Origin of the sequence: Streptomyces sp. NPDC050161, assembly GCF_044460025.1 — a bacterium.
GTDB lineage: Bacteria > Actinomycetota > Actinomycetes > Streptomycetales > Streptomycetaceae > Streptomyces.
The window spans coordinates 320,017-334,706 of sequence record NZ_JBITJM010000007.1; the positions used below are offsets into that span (position 1 = coordinate 320,017).

Here is a 14,690-nt window from a genome sequence, read left to right on the forward strand (position 1 = left end):
GACGCGCCCCGCCCGCCGGATCAGTGGGCGCAGCCCCAGCTCGCCGCCGTCGCCGCGTCGGCCTTCTCGCGCAGGTCACGGACCGCCTTGGCCGGATCGTCCGCGCCGTAGACCGCGGAGCCCGCCACGAACACGTCCGCGCCCGCCTCGGCGCACCGCTCGATGGTCGAGGCCGAGACCCCGCCGTCCACCTGGAGCCACAGCTCAAGGCCGTGCCGCGAGATCAGTTCACGGGTCCGCCGGATCTTCGGCAGCATGATGTCCAGGAACGCCTGGCCGCCGAATCCCGGCTCCACCGTCATGATCAGCAGCATGTCCAGCTCGGGCAGCAGATCCTCGTACGGCTCGATCGGCGTGGCCGGCTTGAGCGCCATCGACGCCCGCGCGCCCTGCGCCCTGATCTCCCGCGCCAGCCGCACCGGCGCCGCCGCGGCCTCCGCGTGGAAGGTCACCGAACCCGCCCCCGCCTCGATGTACTGCGGCGCCCAGCGGTCCGGGTCCTCGATCATCAGGTGCAGGTCGAGCGGGGTGTCCGTCGCCTTGCTGAGCGACTCGACGACCGGCACGCCGAGCGTGAGGTTCGGTACGAAGTGGTTGTCCATGACGTCGACATGAAGCCAGTCGGCGCCCTCGACCGCCTTCGCCTCCTCGGCGAGCCGGGCGAAGTCCGCGGACAGGATGCTGGGGTTGATCAAGGCCATGCACCCAGTATGGCCTGCCCGAGCGGCCACCTCGCAGCGGGCTCCCGGGCCCCTTCCGCCCGCTTCCGACTGCCCCGGGGCCGACGCGCGAGGCGGATCCGCTTCCCCACCCTTCCCTGCGCCTCCCCTGCCCCCTTCCCCGGCCCGATCCACGCGCCCGGCACCCTCGGCACCACCGTCCGACGTCCGGACGCACCGGGCAACACACGCTGCCCACAAGGCCGTTGACACCGTCCGAGCGGACCGTGGAAGCAGAGCCTCGGCGGGGAGCGCTGTCGTGTCTGTGCGCGCCCGAGCCGGGTGCTGGTGGGGCCGGTGTGCGCTGGGCGCGGGTTTCCGGGGATTTCGCATCGATGCGCCGTTCCCCTGACGGGTGGCGGCAGGGTGTGCGTGTGCCGTCCTGGGCATGGACCCATCACATCCGTGTGAAGGCGCGACCGGCCCGCTGCCCTCGCGGCCTCAGGGCAGCGAGGCGCCCTCAGGAACGTGCAGAGACCTCATATCCCCGAAAGCCTTCGCGGTCTGTGGTTCGTGATCGGCATGCCGGCGGGCTTCGTCCGGGGCGACCGCGCCACCGCCGCACAGTCGAAGCAGCTTCGTAGCAGGGAGAAGAGCCCATGAGAACAGCGTTGTCATCGTCCACCGTCTCGAAGGTGCCGCGCCGGCTTCCCGCGCTGTCTGCGGCCTTGGTCGTCCTGGCCGCCACCGCAGGTGTCCTGGCCGCGCCCTCTTCCGCAGGAGCGGCGAGTGCCAAAGATCTGCGGGCCCCTCGCCTGGCGGGTCAGATGGCGTTCACCGGCAGCGGCACGTTCACGGTTCCGGCGAAGGTGACGTCGGTGACCATGTATCTGTGGGGCGGCGGCGGACCGGGGGCGGCCGGCGGCGGTGGGGGCGGAGGCGGTGGGGGTGGTGGCGGCGGCGGGTCGAACCTCGGGATCCCCGACACGCTGGGCGGTGGTGGCGGCGGTGGCGGGGCCGGGGGCAGCGGTGGCGGGGGCGGTGGTGGAGGCGGCAGTGGCGCCTATGTCGCCTGCACGCTTCCTGTCGTCCCCGGTGATGAGCTGGAGGTTGACTTCTTCACGTCCTCCACCGTGTCGCGTCCGGGAGGCGGCGGGGCCGGGGGCAGCCGCGGTAACGGCGGATCTGTGCTTGCCGACGGCAGGTCAGGGTCCTCCGGAAGCGGGGGAAGCCGGGCCGGGTACGGACCCCAGAACGGCACCACTGTGGAGGTAACAGAGCAGCGCACTTTTGAGGGGGCGCTGGCGCGCGGCGGGGGCGCCGAGGGCACCCCGGCGGGGGCGGGCCCGGCCGGAGGCGCCGGCAGCGGAGGTGACGGCGGCGGGACCGGGGTCACGAATCCCGGTGGTTCGGGCGGCACATCGGGCGGGGCGTCCGCCGGGGGCGCCGCGGACACCCGCCGCGCCCCGGGCTTCTGCGACGGCACCAACGAGACCATCCTGTCCGGCAGGCTCGGATCCGCCGGGCAGGGCGGCGGCGCAGGCGGTGCGGGTGTCACCGGCGGCGAGGGCAGGCGCGGCTCCACTCCCGGTCCGGGTGAGGCCGGTGGCCGGGGCGGGGCGGGGGGTGCGGGAGGTGCCGGAGGCTCCGCGCCCGGCGGCGCGGTGACCCCGCCCGGCGGGACCGGGGTCGGCGGGCGGGGCGGTGACGGCGGCAGCGGCGGCAGCGGCGGTGACGGCGGTGACGGGGCCGGCAGCATCGGAGGAGGCGACGACGGCTCCGGGGGCTCCGCCGGCACCCCCGGAACGGCCGGCAGGAACGCAGGACCCGGCTATGCGCTGATCACCTGGTGACATCGTTTCGGGCTCCGTTCCGGGAGCGGAGCCCGAAGCATGGAAGCCGCTGCTGTCTCCAGCCGACGCGGCTCGGATTCCCGAGCGAGTCCAGGAACACGTCGGCCGCGGCGGAACAGCGGGGCCCCGGGCAACCTCAACCACCCCGAGACGCGACCACGCTCCCCGTGCCTCAAAAGAAGCAGCAGCTGCACCCGGCCCGCCCAGGCACCCATCGAAAGAGGTTCCCCATGCACAGCAAGTCCCGCGCAGGCAACAGCGGAATCGGCACCGAGAAGACACGGACGACTCGTTCACCCCGGCGCGGCCGGGCGCGGTGGTCCGCTGCCCTGCTCTGCACGCCTGCCCTCGCACTCTGCACCGTGGCGGGCGCCTCTTTGCCTGCCCAGGCCGCCACCGGACAGCCGGCCGCCGGCCCGTCGCAGAATCTGCGCGCCCTGGTCAACTTCGGCACGGTCAAGTGGTTCAACGCTGACAAGGGGTACGGGTTCATCGCACCGGATGACGGCAGTCAGGACGTCTTCGTCCACTACTCGGCGATCGTGGGCGTGGGATACCGGACCCTGGAAGAAGGCCAACGGGTCGAGTACCAGGTCGAGCAGGGCCCCAAAGGCCCCATCGCTGTCAATGTCGTCCCCCTCCCGTGAAAGACGCCTCACGACCCTGGGAACTCCTCTCGCAGTGATGTCAGGCGTCGCCGGCAGACGAGTGCGCATCCCAGGACGAGGGAGGCGGAGAGGCTGCCCCTTGTGCGTGTGCACCGCTCTGCGGCAGCCGGGACGGTGACGGCCCGTGGGCCGGTCTGATCGTCCGCCCCGACGAGGCGCTGATCGCGATGGTGGACGAACCGGCCGTGCCCCCGTACCTCTTGCCGGGCACGGGGGCACGGGGGCACGAGGATCGGGTCGTTCAGCCGCCGTTCCGGGCGGGGTGGGGATGGCCCAGGTACGGGAAGTCCGGCAGCAGGTCGGTGTGCGGCGGGATGCCCGCGTTGGGGACCTTGCCTCCGGAGACCATGTCGATCCGTGCCGTCTCGACATCGTCGGTGAGGGTGCGGCCGTTGGGGTAGGCGGCGGGCTGGGACCGGTCGTAGCGCAGGACGTCCGGCAGGATGGTGCGCAGCGTCTCTTCGGCCGCCTTGGCGTCGTAGCCGCCGGTGTGCGCGAGGACCGCGGTCCAGGGCCGGAGGTAGGTGTTCCAGTCGTCGGCGGGTTCGCCCTCGTTGTACGCGTCCTTCGCGTCTTCCTCGTTGAAGTAGGCGGTCACCGAGGGGTGGGCGCCGCGGTCGACGGACTTGAGCTGCCCGTTCTGCCGGACGCTCACCCGGGCCCAGACGCCGATGGCCGGGTCGGGGCTGAGCTCCGCGGTCGGCATTTCCAGCGCGATACCGAAGATGTTCTTGTCGGCGCCCCAGTCCACACCGGTCCACTGGAATTCCTTGACGATGCCGTCGAGGTCCGCGAAGAACGGGTCGCTGCGCAGTCCGGCGAAGAACCGGTACCGGCCGGACGCGGCCACCTCGGGCTCGGACCCGAAAGACACGGGCTCGTCGGTGAAGATCTTCTCGCCGGCGGCCTCGTGCGAGCGGGCCTGCTGCCCGGTCGCACGGTACGCGGTCACCGTCTGCTTGCCGTTCTGCGGCTCGGAGAAGACGAAACTGAAGGCGATGTCGGCCTGGTTGTCGCCGTCGGTGTCGACGTTGATCCGGTAGACGGCGTCCGGGTGGTACGCGGCGCCGCCGGTGGGGGCGATGGGGTTGGCGTTCAGGATGAGCACGGTGCGGTCGCCCGGCACCGTGAACGCGAACAGGTCCGTCATATCCAGCCGGGCATCCCCCAGCGGGGAGCGGAGGTTCGGGCCACTGAGATGATGAGACATGGCCCCAGAGTCCGCCCCGAACCGCCCGCCACCACCGACGCAACGACGGGCGAGCTCATTTTCAACCCTCGTGCCCAGCGGTCTCGGCCATGTGGGTGCGCCCGTGATGCCGCGTCACCCTGCTGGTCATGCGGTATCCCGCGAGTTCCCTGAACCCTGCTGAGGCCCTGTCCCGGTGGCGGCCGGCGGCGATCACAGCCAGCCGTTGGCCTCCGCGAGCCGGGCCGCCTCGGCGCGGGTGCGGGCCTGCGTCTTGCCGATCGCCGACGACAGGTGGTTGCGCACGGTGCCCTGGGACAGCCGGAGCGCCTTGGCGATGTCGGCCACGGTGCCGCCATCGGCGGCGGCGCGCAGCACGTCCGCCTCGCGGCCGGTCAGCGGGCTCGCGCCGCCGGCCAGCGCTTCCGCGGCGAGGGCCGGGTCCACGAAGCGCAGGCCGGCGTGGACGCGGCGGATCGCGTCAACCAGTTGTTCGGGCGGGGAGTCCTTCACGACGTATCCGGCCGCGCCCGCGGACATCGCCCGCGAGAGATAGCCGGGCCGGCTGAAGGTCGTGCAGATGATGGTGCGGCAGCCGGGCAGCGCCCGCTGGAGATCGGCGGCGACGGTCAGGCCGTCCCGGCCGGGCATCTGTACGTCGAGCAGCGCGATGTCGGGCGCGGTCCGCTGCGCGGCGGCCAGCACCTCGGTGCCGGTGCCGATCTCGGCGACCACGTCGATGTCGGGCTCCAGCCGGAGCACGGCCGCAAGAGCGCCGCGTACGAGTGCCTGGTCGTCTGCCAGCAGGACACGGATCATGTCGGTTCGGCTTCCTGCTGAGGTGTGAGGGGGATCGCCGGTCCGCGGGCGACGACGCGGAACCCGCCGCCGGGGGCAGGCCCGTGTTCGAGGGTGCCCGACACGGCGGCCAGCCGTTCGGTGAGGCCGGTGAGACCGTTCCCGGCGCTCGCCCGGCCGGTGGGACTGCCGTTGTCGGTGACCTCGACCCGGTCGGGCCCGATGCGGACGGTGCACAGTTCGGCGTCGGAGTGCCGCAGCACGTTGGTGACCGCCTCGCGCACGACGTAGCCGAAGACCTCGCGCAGCTCGGCGCGCACGGTGCCGGTCGCGGCGGGCAGATCGGCCCGTATGCCGGCGGCGCGCAGCGCCATGCGGGCGCCGGCGAGCTCGCTGTCCAGCGACAGGGTGCGGTAGTCCGAGACGGTGGCCCGCACGTCGGACAGCGCCGTGCGCGCCATGTTCTCCAGCTCGGTGACCTGGCCGACGGCGACGGCCACGTCTGCGGAGGACTCCAGGATGCGGCGCGTCAGCCCGAGTTTGACGGTCATCGTGGAGAGGGTGTGGCCGAGGATGTCGTGCATGTCCCGGGCGACCCGTTCCCGTTCCTGGTGCACGGCCAGCCGCTTGACCTGCTCGCGCGCGGCCCGCAGGTGACCGATCGTGAAGTTGAGCGCGAAGACGGTGCCGAGTGCCGCGGTCACGCCGACGAGGATGGCCACTTGCGCCCAGGCCACCTCGCCCTGGGCGAGGCGCATCCAGGCGATCTGCCCCAGCACCGTGACGAGGCCGAGCAGCAGCGCATGGCGCAGCGGCAGCAGCATGAGTCCGATCGAGAGGGCATAGGTCAGATCGGTCAGGTGGGACGGCGACGCGAGAAGCACCGCCGGTGCCGCGCCGAGCAGGAACATCACGGCCACGATGGCGATGCGTCCCCGGCGCAGCGTCACCGGCCCGTACCAGGGCGCCAGGACGCAGCCGATGCCGTAGCAGGCGACGAGGCCGATCGCAAGCGAGGTGAGCAGGGGAGGTCGGGAGCCGTGCGCGATGTCCTCGGCCCGTGCGATCAAGGCGAGGGAGGCCAGCGCCGTGGCCGTGGTGACCGTCACGCGGCCCCGGCCGCCTGCCCGGGGGCTGTCCGGCTGGTCCTTCCAGAAACTCCAGTCCGGCCACTGGTCGACGGAGAACTCGTCCGGATCGCGTGCACCCACGTCGGTCATGTCAGGGCCGGGCTGCCGCGGGACGCCCAAGCGGTGGTCCGGGGGGTGATGCAGGGTCATGCAGGCAAGCATGGCCCACCCGTGGTCGGCGCCCCTGTTCGGATTGTCACCGGTCGTGCATGACAAATGACATGGGTCCGGCCGGCGGGCCGATGCTGCGATGAGGGCATGTTGCACGCGAAGAGGATCCAACTGCCGGCCCAGGAATACGAGTTGACCGAGGACGGCCGGGCGCTGACGACGTTCTCGTTGCGCAGAGGCCACATCGGCGCGCGGTTCACACTGCGCGGGGTCGACTACGTCGTCCGCACGCACCGCTTCAGTGGTGACCACGAACTGCTCGACTCCGACGGGACCGCCGTCGCGACCACGGACCGGGTGCGCCGCAGCTGGAACATGACGTGCTCCGGGCAAGTCATCCCGTTCCGGCAGACCGCGGCGGCGGACCGGGAGCACACCATGATCGGCGACGACGATGAGCCCGTCGGCACGATCCGCCGCACCGGACACGTCCACTCCGAGGTGACCGCCGACCTGCCCGGCCTGGAACTCGTGCTCCAGGTCTTCGCGCTCGTCGTCGTGCTGCTGCGCAGGCGCCGCAAGCGGGCAGCGGCAGCCGTCCGGCCGGCCTCCCTCGCGGGCGGCTGACGCTCCGGCCCGAGCGCGCCGACACCCACTGCCCTCTCGAAGTCCCGAAGTCCCGAAGTCTCGAAGTCCCGAAGTGAGGAGAACAACCATGCGCAGGACCTGGCTCGCGGCGCTCGCCGTCACGGTGGGCGCGGCGGCGGTGACCGCGGGCATAGCGCAGATGACCACGGCAGACATGCCGTCCCGGTCGCAGGCGGGCGCGCCATCCCGGTCGCCGCTGCGGTGGGGCGCGTGCCCCGGTCCGGCGGAGGCGGCACTGCGGTGCGCGAGGCTCGCGGTGCCGCTGGACTACCGCCGCCCCGACGGGCGGACGATCGATGTCGAGGTGTCCCGTCTGGCGAGCACGAAGCCGGCCGAGAGGCGCGGCGTACTCCTGCTCAACCCCGGGGGCCCCGGCCTGCCCGGACTCCCCGTTCCCGCGTTGATGAAGCTGCCCGAGAAGGTGCGCGACCGCTATGACGTGATCGGGTTCGATCCGCGAGGCGTCGGCCACAGCGCCCCTGTGACCTGCGGCTTCACTCGTGCTCAGGGTGAGGTGGCGGCCAACCCGCCCACCCCGGGCAACGCCGCCGACGTGGCGGCGCAGGCCGCTGCCGCGAAAAGGCTCGCCACACAGTGCACCACGTCGAAAACCGCGGACCTGCTGCCGTACCTCACCACCGCGAACACCGCGCGGGACATGGACCGGATCCGGGCAGCACTGGGCGTGCCGAAGATCTCGTACTACGGCGAGTCCTACGGCACCTACCTCGGCGCGGTGTACACCACCCTCTTCCCCCACCGAGGCGACCGCATCGTGCTCGACAGCAGCCTGCCGCCCGATGGCTACGATGCCGAAGCGCTGCGCAGCCAGGGCGCGGGCTTCGAGAACCGCTTCCCCGACTTCGCGAAGTTCGCCGCGTCCGCGTCCCGGCAGTACCACCTGGGCAGCACACCGGCCGCGGTACGCGAGAAGTACTTCCAACTCGCCGCGCGTCTCGGCAACAAGCCCGTACACGGGTACGACGGCACGACCTTCCGCGTCGTCACCGCGGCGATGATGCGCGCGGACAGCGACCTCGCCGGCCTCGCCGCCATCTGGCACGCCCTGGACACGAACCAGCCGCCCCCGGGTTCCGGCGACGTCGGCGGCGGCGCGTACAGCGACAACTACCCCGCCGCCTACCTCGGGGTGATCTGCGGCGACTCCCGCTGGCCGACGGCCCTGACGACGTATCAGCACAACGTCGCAGCCGACCGTGCCCGCTACCCGATGTACGGCGCGTTCGCGGCCAACGTCAGGCCGTGCGCCTTCTGGCCGGCCCCGGCGGAGCCAAAGGTGAAGATCACCGATCGGGGCCCTTCCGACGTGCTCATGGTGCAGAACCTCCGCGATCCGGCGACCCCGCTGCCCGGGGCGCTGCGGACGCGCCGGGCCCTGGGCGAGCGCGCCCGGATGGTCACCGTCGACCAGGGCGGGCACGTGGCCTACCTGACGGGCCCGAACGCCTGCGGGAACGACGCCGTGACCGACTACCTGGCCACCGGGAAGCGGCCCGCGCACGACACGTACTGTCCCGCACAGCACGCCGCCCCGTGAGCCGGTCGTAGGACCTGACGAGTCGTAGGACCTGGCAAGGAGCGCACATGGCCGGGCAGCGCCTGGTCGGTCCCGGCGTCAGGGGCGGTGTGTGCGCCCCTCAGCCCGTCCGGCGCAGCAGTGCCAGGTACATCGCGTCCGTACCGTGCAGATGCGGCCACAGCTGGACGTCCGGTCCTTCGCCGAGCGCCGGGACGCCGGGCATCAGAGGGCGGGCGTCGATCCACTCGACCTCGACGGGGGCTCCGCCGTGCCCCTTGAGCACGTCGTCCACGACGGCACGGGTCTCGGCCGGATGCGGGGAGCAGGTCGCGTAGCCGACGACGCCGCCGACCCGCACCGCCGCCAGCGCCTGGCGGAGCAGTTCGCGCTGGAGCGGCGCGAAGCCTTCCAGGTCGTCGGGCCGGCGCCGCCAGCGCGCCTCGGGCCGCCTGCGGAGCGCGCCGAGACCGGTGCACGGCACGTCCACCAGCACCCGGTCGAAGGAGCCGGGGCGCCACGCGGGCCGGGTGCCGTCGGCGGCGATCACCGCGTAGGGACCGGGGTTGCCCTCCAGCGCGCGGGCGACCAGACGGGCACGGTGCGGCTGCTTCTCGGACGCGAGCAGGGCCGCGCCGCGCTCCGCCGCCAGCGCGGCCAGCAGCGCCGCCTTGCCTCCGGGGCCCGCGCAGCCGTCCAGCCAGGCACGGTCGCTGCCCTCGACGGGCGCGTTGGCCAGCGCGACGGCGACCAGCTGGCTGCCCTCGTCCTGCACGCCGGCGCGCCCCTCACGGACCGCGTCCAGCGCGCCCGGCTCACCGCCCTCGGCGAGCCGTACCGCGTACGGCGACCAGCGCCCCGGCAGAGCGCTGTCCTCGCCGACGGCGTCCAGCAGCTCCTGCGCGGTGGACCGGCCGGGGCGCGCCACCAGCGTCACCTCGGGCCGCTCGTTGTCCGCCTCCAGCAGGTCCTCGATGCCCGCCCGGCCGCCGCCGAGCGCGTCCCACAGGGCCGAGACGATCCAGCGCGGATGGGCGTGCACGAGGCCGAGATGGTCCTCGGGGTCCTCGTCGTAGTCCGGCGCGACCCGCTCCAGCCAGCCGTCGAAGTCGTTGGCGGCGATCTTGCGCAGCACGGCGTTGACGAACTTCGCCCGGCCGTCGCCCAGGACGACCCTGGCCAGCTCCACGCTCGCGCTGACCGCCGCGTGCGTCGGGATCCGGGTGCCGAGGAGCTGGTGCGCGCCGAGCGTCAGCACGTCGAGCACCGGCGGGTCGACCTCGCGCAGCGGACGGTCCACGCACTGCGCGATGATCGCGTCGTAGGTGCCCTGGCGGCGCAGCGTTCCGTAGACCAGTTCCGTCGCCAGCGCGGCGTCCCTGCTGTCGAAGTCGGCGCTCTCGCGCGCCTTGCGCAGCAGCGGCGGCAGGACGAGGTTGGCGTAGGCGTCCCGCTCGTCGACGGCCCGCAGCGCCTCGAACGCGAGGATCCTGACCGGGTCCTTCTGCGGGCGGCGGTAGGGCTTGCTGGGGCGACGGCGCGGCTGCTGGCTCACAGAAAAGGTGCTCCGGATACGAGAAGAGAGGTCTGTGACCAGCCTACGCGGAGCGGTTCGCGATCCCGCGCGGGGACGGGGACGGACGGCTGGTCACCCGCCCGTCGCGCCGCCCCGCCCGGACGGCCCGCTACTCGCCCATCAGCTCCCCGGCCTCGATACGGACCCCGCGCGCCCAATCGGCGCCCTGCATCGGCTTCTTGCCCTGCGGCTGGACCCAGAGGAGCTGCACGGCATGGCTGCCGGTGCCGACGTACACGGCCTTCTTCGTGGCGGCGATCTCGCCGGGCGCGAGGTGCAGATCGGCGTCGGGACCTGCGGACGCCACGGACATCAGCTTCAGACGCTCGCCGCGGAACACCGTCCAGGCACCGGGGGCCGGGGCGCAGCCGCGCACCAGGCGGTCCACCCGCAGGGCGGGCGCCGACCAGTCCGCCTTCGCGTCCTCGACCTCGATCTTGGGCGCGAGGGAGATGCCTTCCGACGGCTGCGGGACGGCGTGCAGGGTGCCGTCCTGGATGCCGTCCATCGTCGCGACGAGCAGTCCCGCGCCGGCGAACGCCAGCCGCGTCAGCAGGTCGCCGCTGGTGTCCGTCGGGCGCACCTCTTCCGTCAGGACGCCGTAGACAGGACCGGAGTCCAGGCCCGGCTCGATCTGGAAGGTCGAGGCGCCGGTCACCTCGTCGCCCGCGAGCACCGCGTGCTGCACCGGCGCCGCGCCGCGCCAGGCGGGCAGCAGCGAGAAGTGCAGGTTGACCCAGCCCTTCTCGGGGACGCCGAGGGCGGCCTTCGGCAGCAGCGCGCCGTAGGCGACGACCGGACAGCAGTCGGGGGCGATCTCACGCAGCCGGGCGAGGAAGTCCTCGTCCCCCGGCTTCACGGGCTTGAGCACCTCGATGCCCGCCTCTTCGGCGCGCTCGGCGACCGGGCTCGCGACCAGCCGCCGGCCGCGGCCGGCCGGCGCGTCGGGCCGGGTCACGACGGCGACAACCTCGTGCTGGTCCGAGGCGATCAGAGCATCCAGGGCGGGTACGGCGACCTCGGGGGTACCGGCGAAGACGAGCCTCATGGGTGGCGCACTACCTCTCACACGCTGCGGAACGACGCATCAGTCTAGGACGTGCCCGCAAAGTCCTGCCCGGCTTGCGACGCCTGGCATGCAGACGGTCGGGCGGAGCGCCTGGGCCGCAGGTCGCGGACGGTTTCCACGCGGGGGCGTACGCACCCGGCCGCGCCCCGCGCACAAGCTCGTACGCCCCCACACCGTGACCCGATCCGCTGCTGCCGCGTTGGTCAAACAGCATTGACCCACCACCGGGCCGCCCGGACGGCCCAGTCGTCTTCATCCTTCCTTTTCCACGCCGGTTCGAGAGGCTTGCCCATGGCCGACCACGCAACCCACGACGCCCAGGCGCGCGCCAGCCTGCATCTCCTGGTGCGCGACATCGAGCGGGTACGCCGGCAGGTGGACGCGTTGCGCACCCTGACCGCGCAGCTCGGCAACGTCTACCGGCCGCGCCGCACCGGCCCCTCCGCGGGCTTCGTCGTCTACGGGCGCGCGCCCGCCCCCACCGTGCGCCTCGCCCAGGAGCTGCGGGACAGCGTCGAAACACTCGTCACCGCCGCCGTCGACTTCGACCGCTCGCTCGGCTTCTCCTGGGACGCCGTGGGCTCGGCGCTCGGCGTCACCAAGCAGGCGGTGCACCGCCGTTACGGTGGCCGCCGGGCCGGCGCCCAGCCCGCGGCCGACGGCGGGGAACCGGCTTCCCGCTCGCCCGAAGCGCCCGCGGCCCGCCCGGTGACCGTCGCCGGCCTGCCCGGCAAGCCGTCCGTCCCCGCCGCCCGCACGATGCCCACGCAGTCCTCGCCCGGCGCCCGGGACGAGACCCGGCCCGGCGCCTTCCCCGGCCCGCGCAACGGCTGACGCGCCGCCGGGGCCGGGCCCACGCCGAGAGCGCCGGGCCCTCTCCCCCGCCATCGGGTTCCCGGCCACCCGCCGCGGCGTCATCTCACCCGAGATCGGGCGGATCGATCCGCACCCGCACCGCCTCCCCCTCCCGTTTGACCAGGCGCGCCGCGCGGGCGGCCTTCAGGGACGCCGCCAGCGCCGCGCCCTGGCCCGGTCTGACCCGCACCAGCGCCCGCTCCCACGACTCGCCCGGTGGCGGATCGCCGGGCCGCCGCGGTCGGCCGGGATCCGCGACCGGCAGCGGCACCGGCCCCAACACCTCGGCCCCCGGCGGGAGTTCGGCGGCCCGCAGCAGCTCCACGACGTCCTCGGAACGGCCGGCGACCGCCGCCATCCGGGAGACCGGCGGAAAGCCCAGCTCGGCCCGCTCGGCCAGCTCACGGACCGCGTGCCCGACGGGATCCCAGCGCACCAGGGCCTGCACCGGCCGCAGCGTCGGCTCCGCGATCACCGCGACCGCGCCGCCCGCCTCCTGGCCGCGCACCAGGGACGCGGCGGCCAGCCAGCGGCGCAGCGCCTCCTCCCCGGCCCGCAGATCCGGTCGGCCCAGCAGCGCCCAGCCGTCCAGCAGCAGCGCGGCGGCGTACCCGGGACCTTCGGCCACGGGTTCGGCGCCCGGCGTGCTCACGACCAGGGCGGGAGCGTCGGGCACCGTCGCCAGGATGTGATCGCGGCCCGACGTCCGCACCGGGACCGCGGGGAACGCCCGGCCCAGCTCCTCCGCCGTCCGCCGGGCGCCCACGATCTGGGCGCGCAGCCGGGCGCCGCCGCACTCCCCGCAGTGCCAGTCCGGCTCCTGACGACCGCACCAGGCGCACGCCAACTCACCGGCATCCTGCGACTCCAGCGGCCCCGCGCAGGCCCGGCAGCGGGCCGGTGCCCGGCAGCGTTCGCAGGCCAGCCGGGGGGCGTAGCCACGCCGGGGCACCTGAACGAGCACCGGCCCCTGCTTGAGTCCTTCGCGCACCACCTGCCACGCCATGGTCGGCAGCCGCGCCGCGCGGGCCGCCGCGTCCCGCGCCTCGTCGCCGTCCCCGACCGTCCGCACCCGGGGGGCGGCGGCCCGCACCCGCTCGCGCTCGGCGGCCAGCGGGCGCGCCCAGCCCGTCTCGACCAGCTGAGCCGCCTCGACGGTGCAGCTCAGCCCGCCGAGCAGGAACCCGGCGCGCTCCCCCACCGCGCGCTGGATCAGCACCTCCCTGGCGTGCGGCTGCGGAGCGTGCGGATCGCTGTGGCTGGCGTCCCCGTCGTCCCACAGCGCGACCAGACCCAGGTCGGCGACCGGCGCGAACATCGCCGCCCGCGTCCCGATCACGGCGCGCACCGCGCCACGGCTCACCGCGAGCCACCGCCGGTAGCGCTCCTCGGGCCCGGCGTCCGCGGTCAGCAGTACGTGCCGCCCCGCCCCGATCAGCTCGCCGAGCGCCTCGTCCACCCGCGCCGCGGCCCGCCCGTCCGGCACCACCACCAGCGCGCCACGCCCCGACGCCAGCGCCGCCGCCACCGCACGGGCCAGCTCCTGCGGCCAGGTCGGCCCCGGCAGTGCCGTCCACACCGCCCGCGGCGCGTCCCCCCGCGCCAGCGCCTCCAGAAACCCGGGCCCCGCACCGTACCGCTCCCAACTCCCGGCATCCGGTGGCTCGTTGACCGGCAAGGGAGCAGGTGACGCCTTCGCCTCGGCGCGCGCCCTGCGCGGCGGCACCGCGAGCTGCACGACGTCGGCGAGCGTGCCGGCGTAGCGGTCGGCGACGGCCCGGCACAGGGCCAGCAGCTCGGGCGTCAGCACCCGCTCGGACGACAGCACCTGCGCGAGCGGCGCCAGCACCCCCCGGAAATCGCTCTCCGCCGCGCGCTCCACGATGAACCCGCTGACCAGCCTGCCGCCCTCGCGCCTGCCCCCCTTCTCCCCCGCGCCGAACCGCACCCGCACCCGCACCCCGGGCTGCGCCTCGGCATCCATGGCGGCGGGCACCGCGTAGTCGAAGTACCGGTCGAGGTGCACCAGGCCCTTGTCCACCAGAACCCGCGCCACCGGCAGCTCCGCCGCCAGCTCGGCCCCCCGCCACGTCCGCGGCTTGGCCCGCGACGCCTTGGTCTCCCGCACGCTCTCCCGGATGAGGGCCAACTGCTCACCCGCACCCGCTTCCGCCCCCGGACACCCGTTCTCCCTGCTCACAGCATCCAGTCTTAGCAGACGCCACTGACAGCGGCGCATGACGAACGGCCCCGGACCATCAGGTCCGAGGCCGTTCGTCATGCGGTGCCGGGTGGCAGCGGGATTACAGACCCGCCGCCTTACGCAGCTCGTCCACGCGGTCGGTGCGCTCCCAGGGGAAGTCGTCCAGCTCACGGCCGAAGTGCCCGTAAGCCGCGGTCTGCGCGTAGATCGGGCGGAGCAGGTTCAGGTCGCGGATGATCGCGGCGGGGCGGAGGTCGAAGACCTGGCCGATGGCCTGCTCGATCTTGTCGGTGTCGACGGTGGCGGTACCGAAGGTCTCCACGAACAGACCCACCGGCTCCGCCTTGCCGATCGCATACGCCACCTGCACCTCACAACGCGCCGCGAGACCCGC

Annotated in this window: 13 protein-coding genes; 5 read left to right on the forward strand and 8 right to left on the reverse strand. The window is 73.8% G+C overall.

The genetic code is table 11. The annotated features are described in order from the left end of the window. Nucleotides 1–20: 20 nt before the first annotated feature. On the reverse strand, nt 21–701 hold the full coding sequence (rpe, locus tag ACIBK8_RS15775) for a ribulose-phosphate 3-epimerase (protein WP_393687749.1): 681 nt from the start codon (nt 699–701) through the stop codon (nt 21–23). Between the two features lie 1,223 nt (nt 702–1,924). On the opposite strand from rpe, the gene ACIBK8_RS15780 reads away from it, so the two are divergent. Beyond that, a complete protein-coding gene (locus ACIBK8_RS15780) occupies nt 1,925–2,512 on the forward strand; it encodes a hypothetical protein (protein WP_399042366.1) in 588 nt (195 codons plus the stop codon). Between the two features lie 437 nt (nt 2,513–2,949). After that, nucleotides 2,950–3,159 (forward strand): cold-shock protein, encoded by a 210-nt coding sequence (locus ACIBK8_RS15785; RefSeq protein ID WP_399042390.1) that lies wholly within the window; start codon nt 2,950–2,952, stop codon nt 3,157–3,159. Between the two features lie 262 nt (nt 3,160–3,421). On the opposite strand, the gene ACIBK8_RS15790 is transcribed toward ACIBK8_RS15785, so the two are convergent. From ACIBK8_RS15790 to ACIBK8_RS15800, 3 genes are all read right to left on the reverse strand, one after another. Further along, nucleotides 3,422–4,390 carry a DUF4331 family protein gene (locus tag ACIBK8_RS15790; RefSeq protein WP_399042367.1) on the reverse strand — a complete coding sequence of 323 codons (969 nt, stop codon included), beginning with the start codon at nt 4,388–4,390 and terminating at the stop codon, nt 3,422–3,424. A 192-nt stretch (nt 4,391–4,582) separates the two neighbouring features. Further along, nucleotides 4,583–5,188: a response regulator gene (locus ACIBK8_RS15795; protein ID WP_399042368.1), complete on the reverse strand. Its 606-nt coding sequence runs from the start codon at nt 5,186–5,188 to the stop codon at nt 4,583–4,585. After that, complete coding sequence (locus ACIBK8_RS15800; protein ID WP_399042369.1) at nt 5,185–6,447, reverse strand: sensor histidine kinase; 1,263 nt, start codon at nt 6,445–6,447, stop codon at nt 5,185–5,187. Before ACIBK8_RS15800 ends, ACIBK8_RS15795 begins: the two co-directional genes overlap by 4 nt. A 108-nt stretch (nt 6,448–6,555) precedes the next feature. On the opposite strand from ACIBK8_RS15800, the gene ACIBK8_RS15805 reads away from it, so the two are divergent. Together ACIBK8_RS15805 and ACIBK8_RS15810 are read left to right on the forward strand one after the other, a co-directional pair. After that, nucleotides 6,556–7,035, forward strand: a complete 480-nt coding sequence (locus ACIBK8_RS15805; RefSeq protein WP_399042370.1) for a hypothetical protein — start codon at nt 6,556–6,558, stop codon at nt 7,033–7,035. Between the two features lie 88 nt (nt 7,036–7,123). Further along, the gene (locus tag ACIBK8_RS15810; RefSeq protein ID WP_399042371.1) at nt 7,124–8,614 is read left to right on the forward strand and encodes an alpha/beta hydrolase; all 1,491 of its coding nucleotides are present in this window, start codon (nt 7,124–7,126) and stop codon (nt 8,612–8,614) included. A gap of 100 nt (nt 8,615–8,714) precedes the next feature. Here ACIBK8_RS15810 and ACIBK8_RS15815 read toward each other — a convergent pair whose 3' ends face one another. Together ACIBK8_RS15815 and fmt are read right to left on the reverse strand one after the other, a co-directional pair. Then, nucleotides 8,715–10,148 (reverse strand): RsmB/NOP family class I SAM-dependent RNA methyltransferase, encoded by a 1,434-nt coding sequence (locus ACIBK8_RS15815; protein ID WP_399042372.1) that lies wholly within the window; start codon nt 10,146–10,148, stop codon nt 8,715–8,717. Between the two features lie 130 nt (nt 10,149–10,278). After that, nucleotides 10,279–11,217: a methionyl-tRNA formyltransferase gene (gene fmt / locus ACIBK8_RS15820; protein WP_399042373.1), complete on the reverse strand. Its 939-nt coding sequence runs from the start codon at nt 11,215–11,217 to the stop codon at nt 10,279–10,281. Nucleotides 11,218–11,529: 312 nt separating this feature from the next. Between fmt and ACIBK8_RS15825 the strand changes: the two genes are divergently transcribed. Continuing rightward, nucleotides 11,530–12,072 (forward strand): hypothetical protein, encoded by a 543-nt coding sequence (locus ACIBK8_RS15825; protein ID WP_399042374.1) that lies wholly within the window; start codon nt 11,530–11,532, stop codon nt 12,070–12,072. Between the two features lie 85 nt (nt 12,073–12,157). Here the strand turns inward: ACIBK8_RS15825 and ACIBK8_RS15830 are convergent, their stop codons facing one another. After that, complete coding sequence (locus ACIBK8_RS15830; RefSeq protein ID WP_399042375.1) at nt 12,158–14,293, reverse strand: primosomal protein N'; 2,136 nt, start codon at nt 14,291–14,293, stop codon at nt 12,158–12,160. A gap of 103 nt (nt 14,294–14,396) precedes the next feature. Further along, nucleotides 14,397–14,690, reverse strand: a 294-nt coding sequence (locus ACIBK8_RS15835) for a methionine adenosyltransferase domain-containing protein (RefSeq protein ID WP_399042376.1), incomplete at its 5' end; no start/stop codon positions are given.